Below are 16,877 nucleotides of genomic sequence, written 5' to 3' on the forward strand. Positions count from 1 at the left end.
GGATTAAGTCGCTTTCGGCACAATGGCAAAAGCGACTTAATCCCCTCCGTCCCCTTTTCCGGGGGTGTCAGCCTTGGAGGGCGCGGGCGTGGTGTGCCACGTGCTCGCCGATGAAGCTGGCGATGAAGTAGTAGCTGTGGTCGTAGCCGGGCTGCAGGCGCAGGGTCAGCGGGTGGCCGGCCGCATCGCAGGCCTGCTGCAGGCGCTCGGGCTGCAGCTGGGTCTGCAGGAACTCGTCGGCCCCGCCCTGGTCGACCAGCAGGGGCAGGCGCTCACTGGCCGTCGCCACCAGCGCGCACGTATCCCACTGCGCCCAGTCGGCCGGGTTGTCGCCCAGGTAGGCGTGGAACGCCTTCTGCCCCCATGGCACATGGCTGGGCGCGACGATCGGCGAGAACGCCGACACGCTACGGTAGCGCCCCGGATTACGCAGCGCGATCACCAGTGCACCGTGGCCGCCCATCGAATGGCCACTGATCGCACGCGCGCCGGTCGCGGGGAAGCTCGCCTCGATCAGCGCCGGCAGTTCCTGGGCCACATAGTCGTGCATGCGGTAATGCTTCGCCCACGGTGCACGGGTGGCGTTGAGGTAGAACCCTGCCCCCTTGCCCAGGTCGTAGCCTTCGGCATCAGCCACGTCATCGCCACGCGGGCTGGTGTCGGGCGCAACGATGATCACGCCGTGCTCGGCCGCATAGCGCTGCGCGCCGGCCTTGGTGATGAAGTTCTGCTCGGTGCAGGTCAGCCCGCTCAACCAGTACAGCACTGGCAGCGCCTGCGTCTCCGCCTGTGGCGGCAGGTACACGGCGAACTGCATGTCGCAGCCCAGCGTGGTCGAATGATGACGGTAGACGTCCTGCCAGCCACCGAAGCAGGCGCGGTGTTCGATGCGTTCCATGGGTTCCTCCCGAGGGGCGGCAGGCCCTCAAGCCTGCCACCCGGCGCGGCTCAGTAGTGGACCACCGAACGGATCGACTTGCCTTCATGCATCAGGTCGAAGGCGTCGTTGATCTTGTCCAGGTCCATGGTGTGGGTGACGAACGGGGCCAGTTCGATATCGCCCTTCATCGCGTCCTCGACCATGCCCGGCAGCTGGCTGCGGCCCTTCACGCCACCGAAGGCGGTGCCCATCCACTTGCGGCCGGTCACCAGCTGGAACGGGCGGGTGGAGATCTCCTGGCCCGAACCGGCCACGCCGATCACCACGCTCTGGCCCCAGCCACGGTGCGCGCATTCCAGCGCCGCGCGCATCACGTTGACGTTGCCGATGCATTCAAAGCTGTGGTCCACGCCCCAGGTGGTCATCTCGACGATGACCTGCTGGATGGGCTTGTCGTGGTCCTTCGGGTTGATGCAGTCGGTAGCACCGAACTCGCGGGCCAGCTCGAACTTGGACGGATTGGTATCCACCGCAATGATGCGGCCGGCCTTGGCCTGGCGCGCACCCTGGATCACCGCCAGGCCGATGCCGCCGAGGCCGAACACCGCCACGCTGTCGCCTTCCTGCACCTTGGCGGTGTTGTGCACCGCGCCGATGCCGGTGGTGACACCGCAGCCGAGCAGGCAGACGTGTTCCGGGTTCGCGTCCGGATTGATCTTCGCCAGCGAAACCTCGGCCACCACGGTGTACTCGCTGAAGGTCGAGCAGCCCATGTAGTGGTACAGCGGTTCGCCGTTGTAGCTGAAGCGGCTGGTGCCGTCGGGCATCACGCCCTTGCCCTGGGTGGCGCGCACGGCCACGCACAGGTTGGTCTTGCCGCTCTTGCAGAACAGGCACTCGCCACACTCGGCGGTGTACAGCGGAATCACGTGGTCGCCCGGCTTGACGCTGGTCACGCCCTCGCCCACCTCCACCACGATGCCCGCGCCTTCATGGCCCAGCACCACCGGGAACAGGCCTTCCGGATCGTCGCCGGACAGGGTGAACGCATCGGTGTGGCACACACCTGTGTGGGTGATCCTGACCAGCACTTCGCCGGCCTTCGGCGGGGCGACGTCGATCTCGACGATCTGCAGCGGCTGGCCGGGACCAAAGGCGACGGCGGCACGGGACTTCATGGGTGGCTTCTCCAAAGACAGGCAGTAACAGGATGCGCGGCGCAACGTTGCGCCGTCGTTTACTTCAGGTACGAGCGGATCAACGCGCTCATGTCGCGCACGCGTTCGGCGCGTTGTTCATCGGAAGCCGCAGGCTGGCCGAACTCCTCGCGCAGATGCGCCTCCATCACCTCGGACATCAGGCCGTTGACCGCGCCCCGGATGGCGGCGATCTGCTGCAGCACCGGCGCGCAGTCGGCACCGGCTTCCAGCGCGCGATCGAGCGCATCGCACTGGCCGCGGATGCGGCGCACGCGGGCCAGCACCTTCTTTTTCTCTTCGGGGGAGTGCGGCATGGCGGGGCCACCTCTGAACTATACTGGAGGATAGTATACATGGAAGCAATTGCCTTGACGCAAATGGCTTCCTGGAGCTCCGGGACGGCAGCTTTTAATCAAGCAAAATCAATTGCTTGAAATGACCCAGCGGCCACCAACGCTGTGTCAGGCAAGCTATCGGGGGCAACATCTGGAATCAAATAATGGGCATTGGCATCCAACTCGGGCGCATCACCGATGAGATCGGCAGCAGCGATTTTCTGTATGCGTTCTTCTCGACAATCAGCGGCAATCTGGAACCGGATGGATGGGGAAGCCGCTTCCCGATCATCATGGAGCAGCTCTATGCCGGCTGCGTGCAGAAATCAGATGCGGCCACCGCGCTGTTCGAAATGCACGTCATCCGCACTGAGCTAGCCGAAATGCCACCGACCCATGCCATCTGGTCGTTCGACGATCGAGCGCAGCGTCCGCCGTGGGGAGACGATATCGCTCCCGAAATTGATAGCTTGGGGAACTATTTCGTCACTGCACATGGGCGTGATCTGATTGCGCTTCTGATTGATGTACTTGAAGCACTTCAGGAAGGCGGAGACACGTCTGCCCGGATCGTCAGCTATTGATGCGTCCGGCTCAATCGAACAGCCCCTCACCCGCCAACCGGGTCAGTTCATCCACCACGTAGCGCACTTTCGGCCGCAGGTGACGGGTTGGCGGCCACAGCGCGTGGATGTCGATGTGGCGCTGCATGTGCGCGTCCAGCACCGATTGCAGCGCGCCGGATTGCAGGTGACGGCGTACCAGCGACGCCGGCATCTGGCAGATGCCCAGCCCGGCGATGGCGGCGTCGATCACCGCATCGCCGTCGTTGAGCTGGTAGGCCGCGTTGGGGATGAAGGTTCCTTCGGCATCATCACTGCCGATGCGCCACGCTACCGGCTGCCCGTGGCGGAAGCCAACGATGCTGCGGTGCTGTGCCAGTTCCTCCACACTGCCCGGCACGCCGTGCGCCTGCAGGTAGGCCGGCGCGGCGCAGGTGACCAGGCGCTGGCGGCCCAGCCGGCGCGCGACCAGGTGCTCGGCCTGGTGCAGGCCGCCGAAACGGATCAGCAGGTCGATGCCTTCCTCGACGGGATCGACGAAGTGATCGGTGAAGGTCATCGTCAGCTGCAGGTCCGGGTATTGCCGGCACAGGCGCAACAGCACCGGCAGCACCACCAGCCGCCCGAACGAGGACGGCATGTCGATGCGCAGCCGCCCGCTGGGCAGGCCGGCCGAGCCCAGGCAGGCCTCGGCGGCGGAAATCTCTTCCAGCGCGGCCGCACACGAAGCGTAATAGGCCTCGCCATCGGTGGTCAGCGCGATGCGCCGCGTGGTGCGATGGAACAGGCGCACGCCCAGCCGCGCTTCCAGCCGGGCGATGGCCTTGCCCACGGCCGAGCGCGAGATGCCCAGCGTATCGGCGGCCTCGGTGAAACTGCCCGAGCGGGCCGTGGTGACGAACGTGACCAGGCCATTCAAGGATTCCAGCGGCAGCATCTTCAATCCCTCATTAGGGACAAATAGTCCCGCACCAAGGGAAATCGAAGCGCTTTATGCGCCCGCATGTCAACTCCATCCTGTGTGCATGGCGCCGCTGGCGCCCCTCCCCCCGCACCGAGATAACCGAGATGACCGCCACCCTGTTCCACCCGTTCGACCTGGCCGGCACTGCCCTGCGCAACCGCATCGCGATGGCTCCGATGACCCGTGCCCGCAACCCCGGGTCGGTCGCCAACGACCTCACCGCGCAGTACTACCGGCAGCGTGCCAGTGCCGGCCTGATCATCAGCGAAGGCACGCCGGTCTCGCCGCAGGGCCAGGGCTACATCGACGTGCCGGGCATCTGGTCGGCCGAACAGGTGGCGGGTTGGAAGCAGGTCACCGAGGCGGTGCATGCCGCGCAGGGCACGATCTTCGCCCAGCTCTGGCACGTGGGCCGCATGTCGCATGCCTCGCTGCAGCCCGGAGGTGGCCAGCCGGTCAGCGCCGGCACCCGCCCGGTCGCCAGCGCACCGAAGAACACCTCGTTCGTGTACCTGGACGACGGCAGCCGCGGCCACGCCGATCCCACTCCGGCACGTGCGCTGGATACGGCCGAGATTCCAGGCATCGTCGACGACTTCGTGCGCGGTGCCGACAACGCGATCGCCGCCGGCTTCGACGGCATCGAACTGCATGCCGCCAACGGCTACCTGTTCGAACAGTTCCTCAACCCGCTCATCAACCAGCGCGAGGACCGCTACGGCGGCTCGCTGCCGAACCGTGCGCGGTTGATCCTGGAGACGGTGGATGCGATGGCCGAACGCATCGGCGCGCACCGCATCGGCGTGCGGCTGGCCCCGAACAACCTCACCTTCGACATGCCGTTCTACCCCGACAACGAAGCCACCTATCTGTACCTGGCCGAGGAACTGGGAAAGCGCGGGCTGGCCTACGTGCACCTCAACGACAATCTGCAACAGGGTGAATCGGTGCTGGGTGAGGCGTTCCTGCAGCAGTTCAAGCAGTCTTACGGCGGCACGCTGATCCTGGCTGGCGGCATGACCCGCGAGCGCGCCCTGCAGCTGGTCGAGGCCGGCACCATCGATCTGGCCGCGTTTGGCCAGCCGTTCATCGCCAACCCGGATCTGGTCGAGCGCCTGCAGCACGACATCGCACTGGCCACTCCGGACCGCAGCAGCTATTACGGTGGCGGCGAGGCGGGCTATCTCGATTACCCGCGCGCGCAGTAGATCCACGCCATGCGTGGATGCGGGCGTACACTGCCTGCCCGCATCCACTGAGCCTGCTTATGGATACGCCCACCGCAGCGTTCATCGTCAATCTCGACGTCCCCGATCTGGCCGCGGCTGAAGCCTTCTACACCGCAGCCTTCGGCCTGCGCATCGGCCGCCGCCTTGGCCCGGGCGCCGTGGAACTGCTCGGCGGGCCGACCCCGCTGTACCTGCTGCACAACGAGGAAGGCAGCGCCGCCACCGAGGACGGCGACGTGCGCGACTACGAGCGCCATTGGACGCCGCTGCATCTGGACTGGGTGGTGGATGACATCGCGGCCGCGCTGGCGCGTGCGGTTGCGGCTGGAGCAACGCTGGAGCAGCCGGTGCGCGAGCGTCACTGGGGCCACATCGCGGTACTGGCCGATCCGTTCGGCCACGGCTTCTGCCTGATCCAGTTCAGTGGCGAAGGCTACGACGCGCTGGTTGACTGACCGGCGCGCCGGTCACCACGGCAACGGCACCGCCTCGCCGTTGGCGCGCTCGCCGTAGTACAGCGACGGCAGCAGGCGCGAGAGGAAGCTGAACTCCGTGTAGCAGTGCTTGAGCAGGCCCAGTCCGACCGCATCGCTGGCATCGCGCTGCGGTTCGGCGCTGTCCAGGCCCAGCACGAATCGGCTGCGCAGCACGCAGCCGAACGGCGTATCGCGCGCGACGTGCAACATCTGCCCATCGCAAGGGTCGCCATGCGCATCCAGGCGCACGTGATCGCCAAAACCGATGCGTGCGGCGATCACCGCCGACACATCACCCGCATCCTGCGCCGCCTGCAGGCGCTCGGGTGCAAGCAGCGTGCGCGGGTCATGAAACTTCAGCCGCGCTGCCACCGGCGGAATGTCGGCCAGCGATTCCACCGCATGGATGCTGGCGCCATGGTAGCTGCGGCCGCGCTGCCAGGCTGCGTCCCAGCCGCGATGCTCGACGTGATCGAGCGGATGCCACCAGCGGATGTGCTGGGTGGTCTCGAAGAAGGTGAACCACCAGTCGAGCATGCGGCCCTTGCAGCCGTGCAGATCGGTACGAACGGCCACCCGCAGGGTGCCGTCTTCGCGGCGCTGGATGCCGGTCTCCAGACGCATCGGCGCCGGGTCGAGCAGATCGTGGTGGTCCAGCCAGGCGCGAGCGTTCACAGCGGTATCCATCGGGGGGTCTCCTGCGGGGTTGAGAAGCCCGACAATACGGAAACGATCTACGTTTCGCAATTAACCCAATGCGGTAAGATGGGCGCAATGAACAGCACCACCCTGCCCGAGCCCACAACGCCGACCCGTCGCCGCGGTCGCCCCGCGCGACCGGAAGCCGAAGTCCGCCATGCGGTACTGCAGGCCACCCTGGAACTGCTGCTGGCACAGGGTTACGAAGCGACCACCATCGAAGCGGTGGCAGCGCATGCCGGGGTAGCGAAGAAGACCGTGTACCGCCATGCCAGCAACCGCGAGGAACTGGTGGGGTTGGCGGTGCGTGAGTGGACCGACGGCTTCGCGCCGCAGCTGCAGCGTGATGCCCGCAACGCCGACGAAGTGCTGCCGCTGCTGCACGCGATCCTGCAGGCGGTCTGCGCACAAGCGCTGTCGGCGCAGGCAGTGCAGGTGTTCCGCCTGCTCGCCACCGACTTCCCCGGCAAGGACGCGCTGCTGCAGGCCTATCTGCACAACGGCATCGAACGCGGCCGCGTGCTGCTGGCCGACTGGCTGGCGCGGCAGCAGCAGCGCGGGCTGCTGCGCGATGCAGACCACCCGTGCACGGCAAGGCTGATCCTGGCGATGGCCGTGGCCGAGCCACTGCGCGAGCGCGTGATCGGCGTGGTGGCCGAGGATGCGCCGGTGGACGTGCATCTACATGAGTGCGTGGCGTTGTTGGGGCCGGTGTTGCAGGTGCCGTAGCCTGGCGCCATCCAGGAATGCCCTGTCCCGGTGGGTGCCGATCGTTGGTCGGCACTCCTGCAGCGACTCACTCGCGCAGCATGTCCACGAACGCACGCAGCGCCGCCGGCATCTGCCGCTGCTTCGGGTAGTACAACGCGAAACCGGCGAACGGTTCGCTCCAGTCTTCCAGCACCGCCACCATCTGCCCCGAGTCGATGTATGGCCGCGCGGTGTCTTCCAGCACGTAAGCCAGGCCGATGCCATCAAGCACCGCGCCGACCACGGTGCCCTGCTCGCCCAGCGTCAGCCTTCCGGGCACGTCGATCTCCAACGCCTGCCCACCACGCTCGAACTGCCACTTGTACAGATGGCCACTGGCGAAGCGGAAGCGGATGCATTCATGCGCAGCAAGATCGCGCGGATGCTGCGGGGCTGGACGTCGCCGCAGGTAGTCCGGCGCGCCGACGATCAGCCCGCGCAGCGGCGGCCCCATCGGCACTGCCACCATGTCCTCGGGGATGAACTCATGCAGGCGCACGCCGGCGTCGTAGCCTTCGGCAACGATATCGACCAGGCCATCGTTCTCGGTCAGCTCCACCCGCACGTCCGGATGCGCGTGCAGGAAGCGCGCAAGCCGCGGCCCCAGCTGGGTCGCCACCGCCGCGCGGGTGGCGTTGATGCGCAGCAGGCCGGCCGGGGCGGCGCGGAACTGGTTCATCTCTTCCAGCGCGTCATGCACCTGGCCCAGGGCCGGCTGCAAGCGTTCCAGCAGGCGCTGCCCGGCCTCGGTCAGGGCCACGCTGCGGGTGGTGCGGTGGAACAGGCCCACCCCCAGCCGTTCCTCCAGCGCACGGATCGCATAGCTCACCGCCGAGGTCGACAGCGCCAGCTCGGCGCCGGCACGGCGGAAGCTGCGGTGACGGGCGACCGCCGCGAACGCGGCCAGGTGGGATAGATTGTCAGTGGCCATGATTGTGCAGTTTCACTTGATGAATCATGCCGATATCCGGGCTTCTTGCCGCTGGGTGCGGGGCGTATTGTAAAACGCCTTTCGACAAACCCTGCCAAGGATTCCCCATGTCCCTCGCCCGTGGTTACGCCGCCCATTCACATACCGACCCGCTGATCCCGTACGAATTCGAACGCCGCGCGGTCGGGCCGGACGATGTCCGTATCGAGATCCTCTACAGCGGCATCTGCCACTCCGACCTGCACCAGGCCCGCGACGACTGGGGTGGCTCGATCTACCCGATGGTGCCCGGCCACGAGATCATCGGCCGCGTGACCGAAGTCGGCAGCAACGTCACCCGCTTCAAGGTCGGCGACCACGCCGGCGTCGGCTGCATGGTCGACTCGTGCCGCCACTGCGACGCCTGCGAGCACGACCTGGAGCAGTACTGCGCCGAAGGCGCGACCTGGACCTACAACGGCCGCGAACGCCAGAGCGGTGCACCGACCTACGGCGGCTATTCCGACCACGTGGTGGTCGAGCAGCGCTTCGTGGTGAAGGTGTCCGACACCCTCGACCTGAAGGCCGCCGCGCCGCTGCTGTGTGCCGGCATCACCACCTGGTCGCCGCTGCGCCACTGGAAGGTCGGCCCGGGCCAGAAGGTCGGCGTGATCGGCCTCGGTGGCCTCGGCCACATGGGTGTGAAGTTTGCCAAGGCACTCGGCGCGCACGTGGTGATGATCACCACCACGCCGGAAAAGGGTGCCGACGCCAAGCGCCTGGGCGCCGACGAAGTGCTGGTCTCGCGCGACGCTGCACAGATGAAGGCACACGCCGGCAGCTTCGACTTCCTGCTCAACACCATCCCGGTCGGCCATGACACCAACCCATACATGGGCCTGCTCAAGCGCGAGGCGACCATGTGCCTGGTCGGCGTACTGACCGAGCTGGACCCGCCGCTGACCGGTGGCAGCGTGATCTTCGGCCGCAAGCACCTGACCGGTTCGGCGATCGGCGGCATGGCCGAAACCCAGGAGATGATGGACTTCTGTGCCGAGCACGGCATCGTCAGCGATGTCGAGATGATCGACATCAAGAACGTCAACGAGGCCTGGGAGCGCATGGCGAAGAACGATGTGCGCTACCGCTTCGTGATCGACATGGCGACGATGAAGAACGCCGCCTGATCCAAGGCAGATGCAAAAATGAAAAACCCCGGCAATGCCGGGGTTTTTTCTGGTCCTGCATTGGGCATGACGAAGGTCAAGAAGGCGGCCACCGCCCGGGCGCAGACTTCCCGCATGGCCCGCCTGCCCTCCCCTGCAATGCTGATGCGTGCGCCGCACCGTCTGCTGTTCTTCATCGGCGCCAGCAACCTGCTGCTGGCGATGCTGTGGTGGGCGTTGTGGCTGGGCGCATTGCGCGGATTGTGGACACCGCCGCCACCGCCGCTACCACCGGCCTGGCTGCATGCGCTGCTGATGCAGTACCTGGTGCTGCCCAGCTTCATTTTCGGCTTCCTGCTCACCGTGTTCCCGCGCTGGATGGGGCAACCCGAGCTGCCACGCAGCCGCTATGCGCCTGTCGGCATCGGCTTGTTTGGCGGGCAGGCGCTGCTGGTTGCCGCCGCCTGCGGGTGGGCACCCGGGCTGTGGCCCGGCCTGCTGCTGGCACTGGCCGGCTGGAGCGCTGGACTGATCGTGCTGGGACGCGTGCTCAAGGCCGCCGGCCCCAACCGCAACTGGCATGCTCATGCCTGCTATGCCGCACTGCTGCTGGGGTGGCTGGGGTTGCTGCTGTTCATGGCGGTGGTGCAGGGCCACGCCACGCTGATGCCGGTCAATGTGGCACTTGGCACGTTCGGCCTGCTGCTGCCGGTCTACCTCACTGTCGCCCACCGGATGATCCCGTTCTTCGCCAACAACGTGGTGGAGGGCTACGTGCCGTGGCGCCCGCTGCGCTGGTTGGCCGCGATGTGGGCACTGCTGATGCTGCGCCTGCTGTTGACCGCATTGCAGATCGACAACGCATTGTGGGTGGCCGACGCACCGCTGCTGGCGCTGGCGCTGCAGGCGCTGTGGCACTGGTGGCCACGCGGGCCGATGCCCGGGCTGCTCGCAGCCCTGTTTCTGGCGCTGGCGTGGCTGCCGATCAGCTTCGCGCTTTATCTGCTGCAGGACATCGGTCAAATGCTCGGCCATCTGCAGCTGCTCGGCCGCGCACCGCTGCACGCACTCGCCGTGGGCCTGTTCGGCAGCCTGCTGGTAGCGATGGTGACCCGGGTCACCCAGGGCCATTCCGGACGGCCGCTGGTGATGCCGGCAGTGGCCTGGTTTGCGTTTGTCGCGCTGCAGGCGGTGGCGATCATGCGCATCATTGCCGAGCTGATGCCCGACGCCTACGCCGGGCATTTCGCTGCCGCCATCGGTTGGCTGCTGGCATTGGCCCCGTGGGTGGCACGGCTGGGCTGGATCTACCTGAGCCCACGACGCGACGGCAAGCGAGGCTGACAGCCTTCAGCGGTAGCGCCGGGCCATGCCCGGCGGCCACCGTAATCACTCAGTACGCGAACTCGCGGAACACCGGATCCACATCGCCGTGCCAGCGGCCATGGAACAGCGCCAGCTTGCGCTCGGCCGGGGTCAGCCCGGATTCAACGATTTCCTGCAGCACGTCCAGGAACTTGCTCTCGTCCTGGCCGTCGGCATTGCGAGCGCCGCGGCGCTTGAGACCTTCCACCGAAATCTTCACCGCTTCGCGGGCCAGGTCACGCACGCTGCCAGCACGGAACGGCAGGTTCATCGCATGCTTCGGCACACCGTCGCGCAGCGCATGACGCTCGGCCAGGGTGAAGTCACGCACCAGGTCCCAGGCGGCATCCAGCGCGGTGTCGTCATACAGCAGGCCGACCCAGAACGCCGGCAGCGCACACAGGCGGCTCCACGGGCCACCATCGGCGCCGCGCATTTCCAGGTACTTCTTCAGGCGCACTTCCGGGAACGCGGTGGTCATGTGGTCCGACCAGTCGCGCAGGGTCGGCAACGCGCCCGGCAATACCGGCAGCTTGCCCTGCATGAAGTCGCGGAAGCTCTGCCCGCTGGCGTCGTGGTAGATGCCATCGCGGTAGGAGAAATACATCGGCACGTCGAGCAGATAGTCGACATAGCGCTCGTAGCCGAAGCCGTCCTCGAACACGAAGTCGAGCATGCCGGTACGGTCGGCGTCGGTATCGGTCCAGATGTGCGAGCGGTAGCTCAGGTAGCCGTTCGGCTGGCCTTCGGTGAACGGCGAATCGGCGAACAGCGCGGTGGCGATCGGCTGCAGCGCCAACGACACGCGGAACTTCTTCACCATGTCCGCTTCGGTGGCGTAGTCCAGGTTCACCTGCACGGTGCAGGTGCGGGTCATCATGTCCAGGCCCAGCGAGCCGACCTTGGGCATGTACGAACGCATGATCTTGTAGCGGCCCTTCGGCATCCACGGCATTTCATCGCGCTTCCACTTCGGCTGGAAGCCCATGCCGAGAAAGCCCAGCTGCAGTTCGCCGGCCACCTGCGCCACTTCGTTCAGATGGGTGCCGGTTTCCACGCAGGTCTGGTGGATGGTCTCCAGCGCCGCGCCGGACAGTTCCAGCTGGCCGGCCGGTTCCAGCGTCACCGAGGCGCCGTCGCGCAGCAGGGCAATGGTGTTGCCGTTTTCCTGCACCGGCTCCCAGCCGAAGCGGACCAGGCCGTTGAGCAGCGCTTCGATGCCGCGCTCGCCGTCGAAGGTCGGCGGGCGCAGGTCATCCAGGCGGAACCCGAACTTCTCGTGCTCGGTGCCGATGCGCCACTGCGTGCGGGGCTTCTCGCCGGAGGCGATCACCTCCACCAGCTGCGAGCGGTCGGTAATGGGTGTATCGGCGACGTGGCTGGGGCTCGACAAGGGGAAGGCTCGCTGGACTGTGGCGGGGGATGTGGGGCTGGAGGCCTTCCATCGCAAGGGCGCACTATAGCGTGGCACTCCGTCACGTCATGCGACGGTGACGGGTTTCAGCATCCTACCGACGCCCTCTTGACCCTCGTACACTCACGGCCATGAGTCGCCATTCACGACACCCCGAACTGCACCGCTCCGAGCGTGTCGGCTGGTTGCGTGCCGCTGTGCTGGGGGCCAACGACGGCATTGTCTCGGTGGCCGGGCTGGTGGTCGGCGTGGCCGCCAGCGGCGCCTCGGCCAGCACCCTGCTGGCGACGGGCGTGGCCGGCACCGTGGCCGGCGCGATGTCGATGGCCGCCGGCGAGTATGTCTCGGTACAGACCCAGGCCGACACCGAAGCAGCCGACCTGGCGGCCGAGAAACGTGAATTGCACGAAGACCCGCACAGTGAACTGGAAGAGCTGAGTGCAATCTACCGCCACCGCGGCCTGGACCCGGCGCTGGCGCGGCAGGTCGCCGAGCAGCTCACCGCCCACGACGCGCTGGGCGCCCACGCCCGCGACGAACTGGGCATTACCGACACCCTGCGTGCCCGCCCACTGCAGGCCGCGCTGGCCTCGGCCGGGGCGTTCACCTGCGGCGCCGCGCTGCCGGTGCTGACCGCCCTGCTCGCGCCGGTCGACAAGGTTGCGATGATCACCACCGCCAGCACCCTGCTCGGTCTGTGCCTGACCGGCGCGATGGCGGCGCAGGCCGGTGGTGCGCCGCCCGTGCGCGGCGCTGTCCGGGTGATGTTCTGGGGCGCGTTGGCGATGGCCGCCGCCGCCGCTGTCGGCCGCCTGCTGGGCGCGCACGTGTCATGACCGCCATGCTGCCCGCCGCCACCGCCCTGCTGGCCGAGATGACCGGCCTGGCCGGCTGCGAACGCGCCGAAGGCTATGCCTGCATCACCGCACGCCGCGAGCATGGCGCCAGTTCGGTGGAGATTCCGCAACCGCAGTTCGCGATCCTGCTGGAAGGCCGCAAGCAGGTGCGCACCGCACACCAGTCGCTGGAATTCTTCCCCGGCGACATCCTGCTGCTGACCCAGCGCTGCCGCATCGACGTGGTCAACAGCCCCGATCCGCACAGTGGCCGCTACCTCAGCGCGATCGTGCCGCTGTGTGCCGAAGTGCTGGCGGCAGCGCGCACGCTGTGGAACGAGGAACTGCCCAGTGCGGGCCCGGCGATGGCGCGGTTGCCATTGATCGAACACGGTGCGGTGCTGCGCCAGTGGCGACAGTCGCTGCAGGACGGCCGTTACAGCGACGCACGCCTGGCCCTGGCCTCGCTGGTGCTGACCTTGTGCCGGCAGGGCCATGGCAACCTGCTGCTGCCACAGGCACCGAGCCTGGGCGAACAGATCCGCGACCGCATTGCCGCCGAACCGGCACGCGACTGGCAATCGCGGGATGTGGAAGAACAGTTCGCGCTGAGTGGCGCGACCCTGCGCCGCCGCCTTGCCGCCGAGCACACCAGCCTGCGCCAGCTGCTGACCGAGGCACGGTTGGCGCATGGCATGCAGCTGCTCTACACCACCGACCTGCCGCTGAAGACCGTCGCCGCACGCGCGGGCTACCGGTCTGCGGCCAGTTTCAGCAAGCGCTTCGCCGAACAGTACGGACTGGCTCCCACAGACATTTAAGGGGGTTCGGCAGGGCTGCGCCCTGCACCCGCCGAAGCCTTGAAGCAACAGCAACAGCGGGCATTCCGTGGGGTGGCGGGTCGGTGCCGGAGTGCGGGGACGCCGTGAACCCATCCCTGGGGGCTTGGCAGCCGCATCCATGCGGCTGACACCCCGCACTCCGACACCGCCCCACCTCTGACAGATTCCGTGTGCTGTTGGTAGGTGTCGACCTTGGTCGACACATCTGTCGGATATCGATAATCAAATTTGGGTCAGATCTACCGTGTCGACCAAGGTCGACGCCCACCAGAGCAGAACGCCGTTCCGACAGATCGCAGAAATCTGTCGAAGGCGGGGTGGGTCCGGTTGCGGGAGTGTCCGCGGCATGGATGCCGCGGCCAAGCCCCCAGGGATGGGTTTACGGCGTCTCCCGCAACCGGACCCACCCCGCCTCCCCACAGGAAGCCCGCCGTTGCTTCGGCTGTTGCTGTTGCTTTTGCTGTTGCTGTTGCCTGCAGCGGGTGCAGGGCGCAGCCCTGCAGGCAACACCCCTCCCTGAGCATTCCGCGCACTGCTTTGAGCGCCGCGCACACGCTGGCCACGGCACGCTGTCCGGCAACGGAACCGCCCGTCATCCACCGAGAACTGCCATGACCCTGCATCACCTGCCCCTGCGTAGCGCCCTGCTGCTGGCCCTGTCCGCCCTGCCGCTGGCCGCGCTGGCCGAAGCCAGCTCGCCCGCTCCCACCCGGCAGGTGCCCGGCGTCTACCATCAGCGCATCGGTGCGTTGCAGGTCACCGCCCTGTTCGATGGCGTGGTCGCACTCGGCCGGCAGGAAGTGGTGGACGTACCGCCAACGCTGGTCAGCCGCCTGTTGGAAGGCCGCTACGTACCGGAAGACAAGAAGGGCCTGCAGACCGCCATCAACGCCTTCCTGGTGCGCCAGGGCAACCACCTGACCCTGGTCGACACCGGCACCGCGCAGTGCTTCGGCCCCGGCCTGGGCCAGGTGCTGGGCAACCTGCGCGCCTCCGGCGTGGACCCGGCCGAGGTGGACGAGGTGCTGCTGACCCATGCCCATCCGGACCACCTGTGCGGCGTACTCGACGCGCAGGGCAAGCCGGCCTACCCGAATGCCACCGTGTGGCTGTCCAGGGCCGATGCCGACTACTGGCTCAACCCGGCCAGCGAGGCCACCGCGCCGAAGGGCGTGCGCTTCGCCTTCCCGCTGGCGCGCAACGCGGTAGCGCCCTATCAGGCCAGCGGCCACCTGCGCACCTTCAGCCCCGGCGATGCCCTGCCCGGTGGCGCGGTGGCGATGGACACCCATGGCCATACGCCTGGCCATGTCTCCTACCGATTCGACAGCCAGGGCCAGTCACTGCTGGTGTGGGGCGATGTGCTGCACTTCCACGCGGTGCAGTTCGCGCACCCGGAGGCCGCGTTCGAGGCCGATTCGGACCGCAAGGCGGCCACGGCCAGCCGTCGCGGCCTGCTGCAGCAGGCCACCGCCAACGGTTGGTGGGTGGCCGGTGCGCACCTGCCGTTCCCGGGCCTGGGCCATGTGCGCAGCGAAGGCCAGGCCTATGCGTGGGTGCCGGCGGAGTATTCGCCGTTGTGAGGGGGTGCCGACCAAGGTCGGCACCCACCCGATCGGGTAGCGCCCGGCTGCCAGCCGGGCGACGGGGGAATGCTTATTCCAGCCCCAGCCAGCCGCCGATCACGGCGCGGGCCTCGTCCACGCCGGTACGGTCCTCGCCGGAGAACACCTGCACGCTGACGCTGTCGCCGTAGGCCGAGTGCAGCTCCTTGCGCACCTTCTGCAGGGTCTGCATCTGCTGGCTGCGGCTGAGCTTGTCGGCCTTGGTCAACAGTGCGTGCGCCGGCATGCCGCGCTGCACCGCGTAGGACAGCATCTGCCGGTCGTAATCCTTCAGCGGGTGGCGGATATCCATCACCACCACCAGGCCCTTCAGGGCTTCGCGGGTGCGGAAGTACCGGTCGATGAAGGCCTGCCAGTGCGCCTGCAGGTCCAGCGGCACCTTGGCGTAGCCGTAACCGGGCAGATCGACCAGGTGGGCGTCCGGGGTGATCTGGAAGAACACCAGCTGCTGGGTGCGGCCGGGGGTCTTTGACACGCGGGCCAGGGCGTTCTGGCGGGTCAGCGCGTTGAGGGCGCTGGACTTGCCGGCGTTGGAGCGACCGGCGAAGGCCACTTCGGCGCCCTCATCGGGCGGCAGCTGCCGCACGTTGTGGGCCGAGAGGTGGTAACGGGCGCGTTCGATGAGCAATGACATGTGCCTAGGATCGCATGTTGCGGCGCCGCGCGCCCGTGCCGGCGGCCGTTGCGGGCATTTTGCTGCACTGCTGCGTTGACCGTGCGCGGAAACGCCGTTGATAATCCGGGCGATGCCGGCGGCCACCGCCCGGCCCGGTCCATACGGAGCTTTAGCATGCGCCACGCTCGCGTTCTTGCCGTATCCGCCCTTGCCACTGCCGTAGTCGTTGCCGCCGCTGCGTTCGCGCAGACCACGTTGACCCCGCTGCCCGACAACGGGCCGATCAACACCGCCTCGCTGGAGGTGGATTTCAGCAAGACCCACTGGGGCGATGCCAAGGCTGGCCAGACCAAGGCCTCGGCCTGCGCGGCCTGCCACGGCGCCGACGGCAACGCCACGGTGGAGATGTACCCGTCCATCGCCGGCCAGAGCGAACGCTACGTGGCCCAGCAGATGGCCCTGATCGCCAATGGCCAGCGCAGTTCCGGCGCGGCGGTGGCGATGGTGCCGTTCGTGCAGAACCTTACGCCGCAGGACATGCGCGACATCGGCGCCTACTTCGCCACCCAGAAGGCCACGGCCGGCATCGCCGACGACACCGCGGTCACCGACGGCCCTTACAAGGGCATGAAGTTCTACGAGATCGGCCAGCAGCTGTACCGCGGTGGCGACGCCAAGCGCGGCCTGCCGGCCTGCATGGCCTGCCACGGCCCCAGCGGCGCGGGCAATCCGGGGCCCGCCTATCCGCATCTCGGTGGCCAGCACGCCAGTTATGTCGCGCGACGCCTGCAGGAGTACCAGGCCGGGCAGACCCATGAGACCGACAAGACCCATTTCCAGATCATGGCCACGGTCGCGCAGAAGCTGAGCGAACAGGAGGTGCAGGCGCTGTCGAGCTACCTGCAGGGCCTGCACAACAAGGCCGACGACCTGGCCGCTGCGGCCACGCCAACGCAACCGGCTGCCGCCCCCTGACCACCACTGGTCGGCCCGGGCCGCCACCGCGGC

At 67.4% G+C, this 16,877-nt stretch carries 18 protein-coding genes; 10 read left to right on the forward strand and 8 right to left on the reverse strand.

Translation table 11 applies throughout. The annotated features are described in order from the left end of the window. Positions 1-67 precede the first annotated feature (67 nt). Genes fghA through frmR form a run of 3 tightly spaced genes read right to left on the reverse strand, consistent with a single transcriptional unit; the run spans position 68 to position 2,393 of the window. Positions 68-898 carry an S-formylglutathione hydrolase gene (gene fghA / locus K5L94_RS18630; RefSeq protein WP_053450769.1) on the reverse strand — a complete coding sequence of 277 codons (831 nt, stop codon included), beginning with the start codon at positions 896-898 and terminating at the stop codon, positions 68-70. Between the two features lie 50 nt (positions 899-948). After that, complete coding sequence (locus tag K5L94_RS18635; protein ID WP_164087579.1) at positions 949-2,058, reverse strand: S-(hydroxymethyl)glutathione dehydrogenase/class III alcohol dehydrogenase; 1,110 nt, start codon at positions 2,056-2,058, stop codon at positions 949-951. A 59-nt stretch (positions 2,059-2,117) separates the two neighbouring features. Then, positions 2,118-2,393 carry a formaldehyde-responsive transcriptional repressor FrmR gene (gene frmR, locus K5L94_RS18640; RefSeq protein WP_008266233.1) on the reverse strand — a complete coding sequence of 92 codons (276 nt, stop codon included), beginning with the start codon at positions 2,391-2,393 and terminating at the stop codon, positions 2,118-2,120. Positions 2,394-2,578: 185 nt separating this feature from the next. Between frmR and K5L94_RS18645 the strand changes: the two genes are divergently transcribed. Further along, positions 2,579-2,998, forward strand: coding sequence for an Imm70 family immunity protein (locus K5L94_RS18645; RefSeq protein ID WP_053450771.1), 420 nt, complete (start codon positions 2,579-2,581; stop codon positions 2,996-2,998). A 10-nt stretch (positions 2,999-3,008) separates the two neighbouring features. On the opposite strand, the gene K5L94_RS18650 is transcribed toward K5L94_RS18645, so the two are convergent. Continuing rightward, on the reverse strand, positions 3,009-3,914 hold the full coding sequence (locus K5L94_RS18650; protein WP_053450772.1) for a LysR family transcriptional regulator: 906 nt from the start codon (positions 3,912-3,914) through the stop codon (positions 3,009-3,011). Positions 3,915-4,045: 131 nt separating this feature from the next. Between K5L94_RS18650 and K5L94_RS18655 the strand changes: the two genes are divergently transcribed. Continuing rightward, on the forward strand, positions 4,046-5,149 hold the full coding sequence (locus tag K5L94_RS18655; protein WP_053450773.1) for an alkene reductase: 1,104 nt from the start codon (positions 4,046-4,048) through the stop codon (positions 5,147-5,149). A 59-nt stretch (positions 5,150-5,208) separates the two neighbouring features. Continuing rightward, on the forward strand, positions 5,209-5,625 hold the full coding sequence (locus K5L94_RS18660; protein WP_053450774.1) for a VOC family protein: 417 nt from the start codon (positions 5,209-5,211) through the stop codon (positions 5,623-5,625). Between the two features lie 12 nt (positions 5,626-5,637). Here K5L94_RS18660 and K5L94_RS18665 read toward each other — a convergent pair whose 3' ends face one another. Continuing rightward, positions 5,638-6,333 carry a DAPG hydrolase family protein gene (locus K5L94_RS18665; protein ID WP_053450775.1) on the reverse strand — a complete coding sequence of 232 codons (696 nt, stop codon included), beginning with the start codon at positions 6,331-6,333 and terminating at the stop codon, positions 5,638-5,640. Positions 6,334-6,411: 78 nt separating this feature from the next. On the opposite strand from K5L94_RS18665, the gene K5L94_RS18670 reads away from it, so the two are divergent. Next, positions 6,412-7,074, forward strand: coding sequence for a TetR/AcrR family transcriptional regulator (locus K5L94_RS18670; RefSeq protein WP_274511147.1), 663 nt, complete (start codon positions 6,412-6,414; stop codon positions 7,072-7,074). Between the two features lie 67 nt (positions 7,075-7,141). On the opposite strand, the gene K5L94_RS18675 is transcribed toward K5L94_RS18670, so the two are convergent. Continuing rightward, a complete protein-coding gene (locus K5L94_RS18675) occupies positions 7,142-8,026 on the reverse strand; it encodes a LysR family transcriptional regulator (protein WP_053450777.1) in 885 nt (294 codons plus the stop codon). Positions 8,027-8,133: 107 nt separating this feature from the next. Here K5L94_RS18675 and K5L94_RS18680 point away from each other — a divergent pair, with 107 nt between their 5' ends. Further along, positions 8,134-9,192: an NAD(P)-dependent alcohol dehydrogenase gene (locus tag K5L94_RS18680; protein WP_053450778.1), complete on the forward strand. Its 1,059-nt coding sequence runs from the start codon at positions 8,134-8,136 to the stop codon at positions 9,190-9,192. A 66-nt stretch (positions 9,193-9,258) separates the two neighbouring features. Continuing rightward, positions 9,259-10,515 carry an NnrS family protein gene (locus K5L94_RS18685; protein WP_053450779.1) on the forward strand — a complete coding sequence of 419 codons (1,257 nt, stop codon included), beginning with the start codon at positions 9,259-9,261 and terminating at the stop codon, positions 10,513-10,515. A gap of 49 nt (positions 10,516-10,564) precedes the next feature. Here K5L94_RS18685 and K5L94_RS18690 read toward each other — a convergent pair whose 3' ends face one another. After that, positions 10,565-11,929 carry a glutamate--cysteine ligase gene (locus K5L94_RS18690; RefSeq protein WP_053450780.1) on the reverse strand — a complete coding sequence of 455 codons (1,365 nt, stop codon included), beginning with the start codon at positions 11,927-11,929 and terminating at the stop codon, positions 10,565-10,567. A 152-nt stretch (positions 11,930-12,081) separates the two neighbouring features. Between K5L94_RS18690 and K5L94_RS18695 the strand changes: the two genes are divergently transcribed. The 3 genes from K5L94_RS18695 to K5L94_RS18705 all read left to right on the forward strand — a co-directional run bounded on the left by K5L94_RS18695 (position 12,082) and on the right by K5L94_RS18705 (position 15,211). Next, positions 12,082-12,786: a VIT1/CCC1 transporter family protein gene (locus K5L94_RS18695; protein WP_053450781.1), complete on the forward strand. Its 705-nt coding sequence runs from the start codon at positions 12,082-12,084 to the stop codon at positions 12,784-12,786. Next, positions 12,783-13,607, forward strand: coding sequence for a helix-turn-helix transcriptional regulator (locus K5L94_RS18700; protein ID WP_053450782.1), 825 nt, complete (start codon positions 12,783-12,785; stop codon positions 13,605-13,607). Before K5L94_RS18695 ends, K5L94_RS18700 begins: the two co-directional genes overlap by 4 nt. A 632-nt stretch (positions 13,608-14,239) precedes the next feature. Continuing rightward, positions 14,240-15,211 carry an MBL fold metallo-hydrolase gene (locus tag K5L94_RS18705; protein WP_053450783.1) on the forward strand — a complete coding sequence of 324 codons (972 nt, stop codon included), beginning with the start codon at positions 14,240-14,242 and terminating at the stop codon, positions 15,209-15,211. 73 nt (positions 15,212-15,284) lie between these two features. Here K5L94_RS18705 and yihA read toward each other — a convergent pair whose 3' ends face one another. Next, positions 15,285-15,887 (reverse strand): ribosome biogenesis GTP-binding protein YihA/YsxC, encoded by a 603-nt coding sequence (gene yihA / locus K5L94_RS18710; protein ID WP_053450784.1) that lies wholly within the window; start codon positions 15,885-15,887, stop codon positions 15,285-15,287. 156 nt (positions 15,888-16,043) lie between these two features. On the opposite strand from yihA, the gene K5L94_RS18715 reads away from it, so the two are divergent. Next, positions 16,044-16,844, forward strand: a complete 801-nt coding sequence (locus tag K5L94_RS18715) for a c-type cytochrome (RefSeq protein WP_053450785.1) — start codon at positions 16,044-16,046, stop codon at positions 16,842-16,844. Positions 16,845-16,877: the final 33 nt, after the last annotated feature.

The sequence above is a fragment of the Stenotrophomonas forensis genome, from assembly GCF_028752115.1.
GTDB classification, from domain to species: Bacteria; Pseudomonadota; Gammaproteobacteria; order Xanthomonadales; family Xanthomonadaceae; genus Stenotrophomonas; species Stenotrophomonas forensis.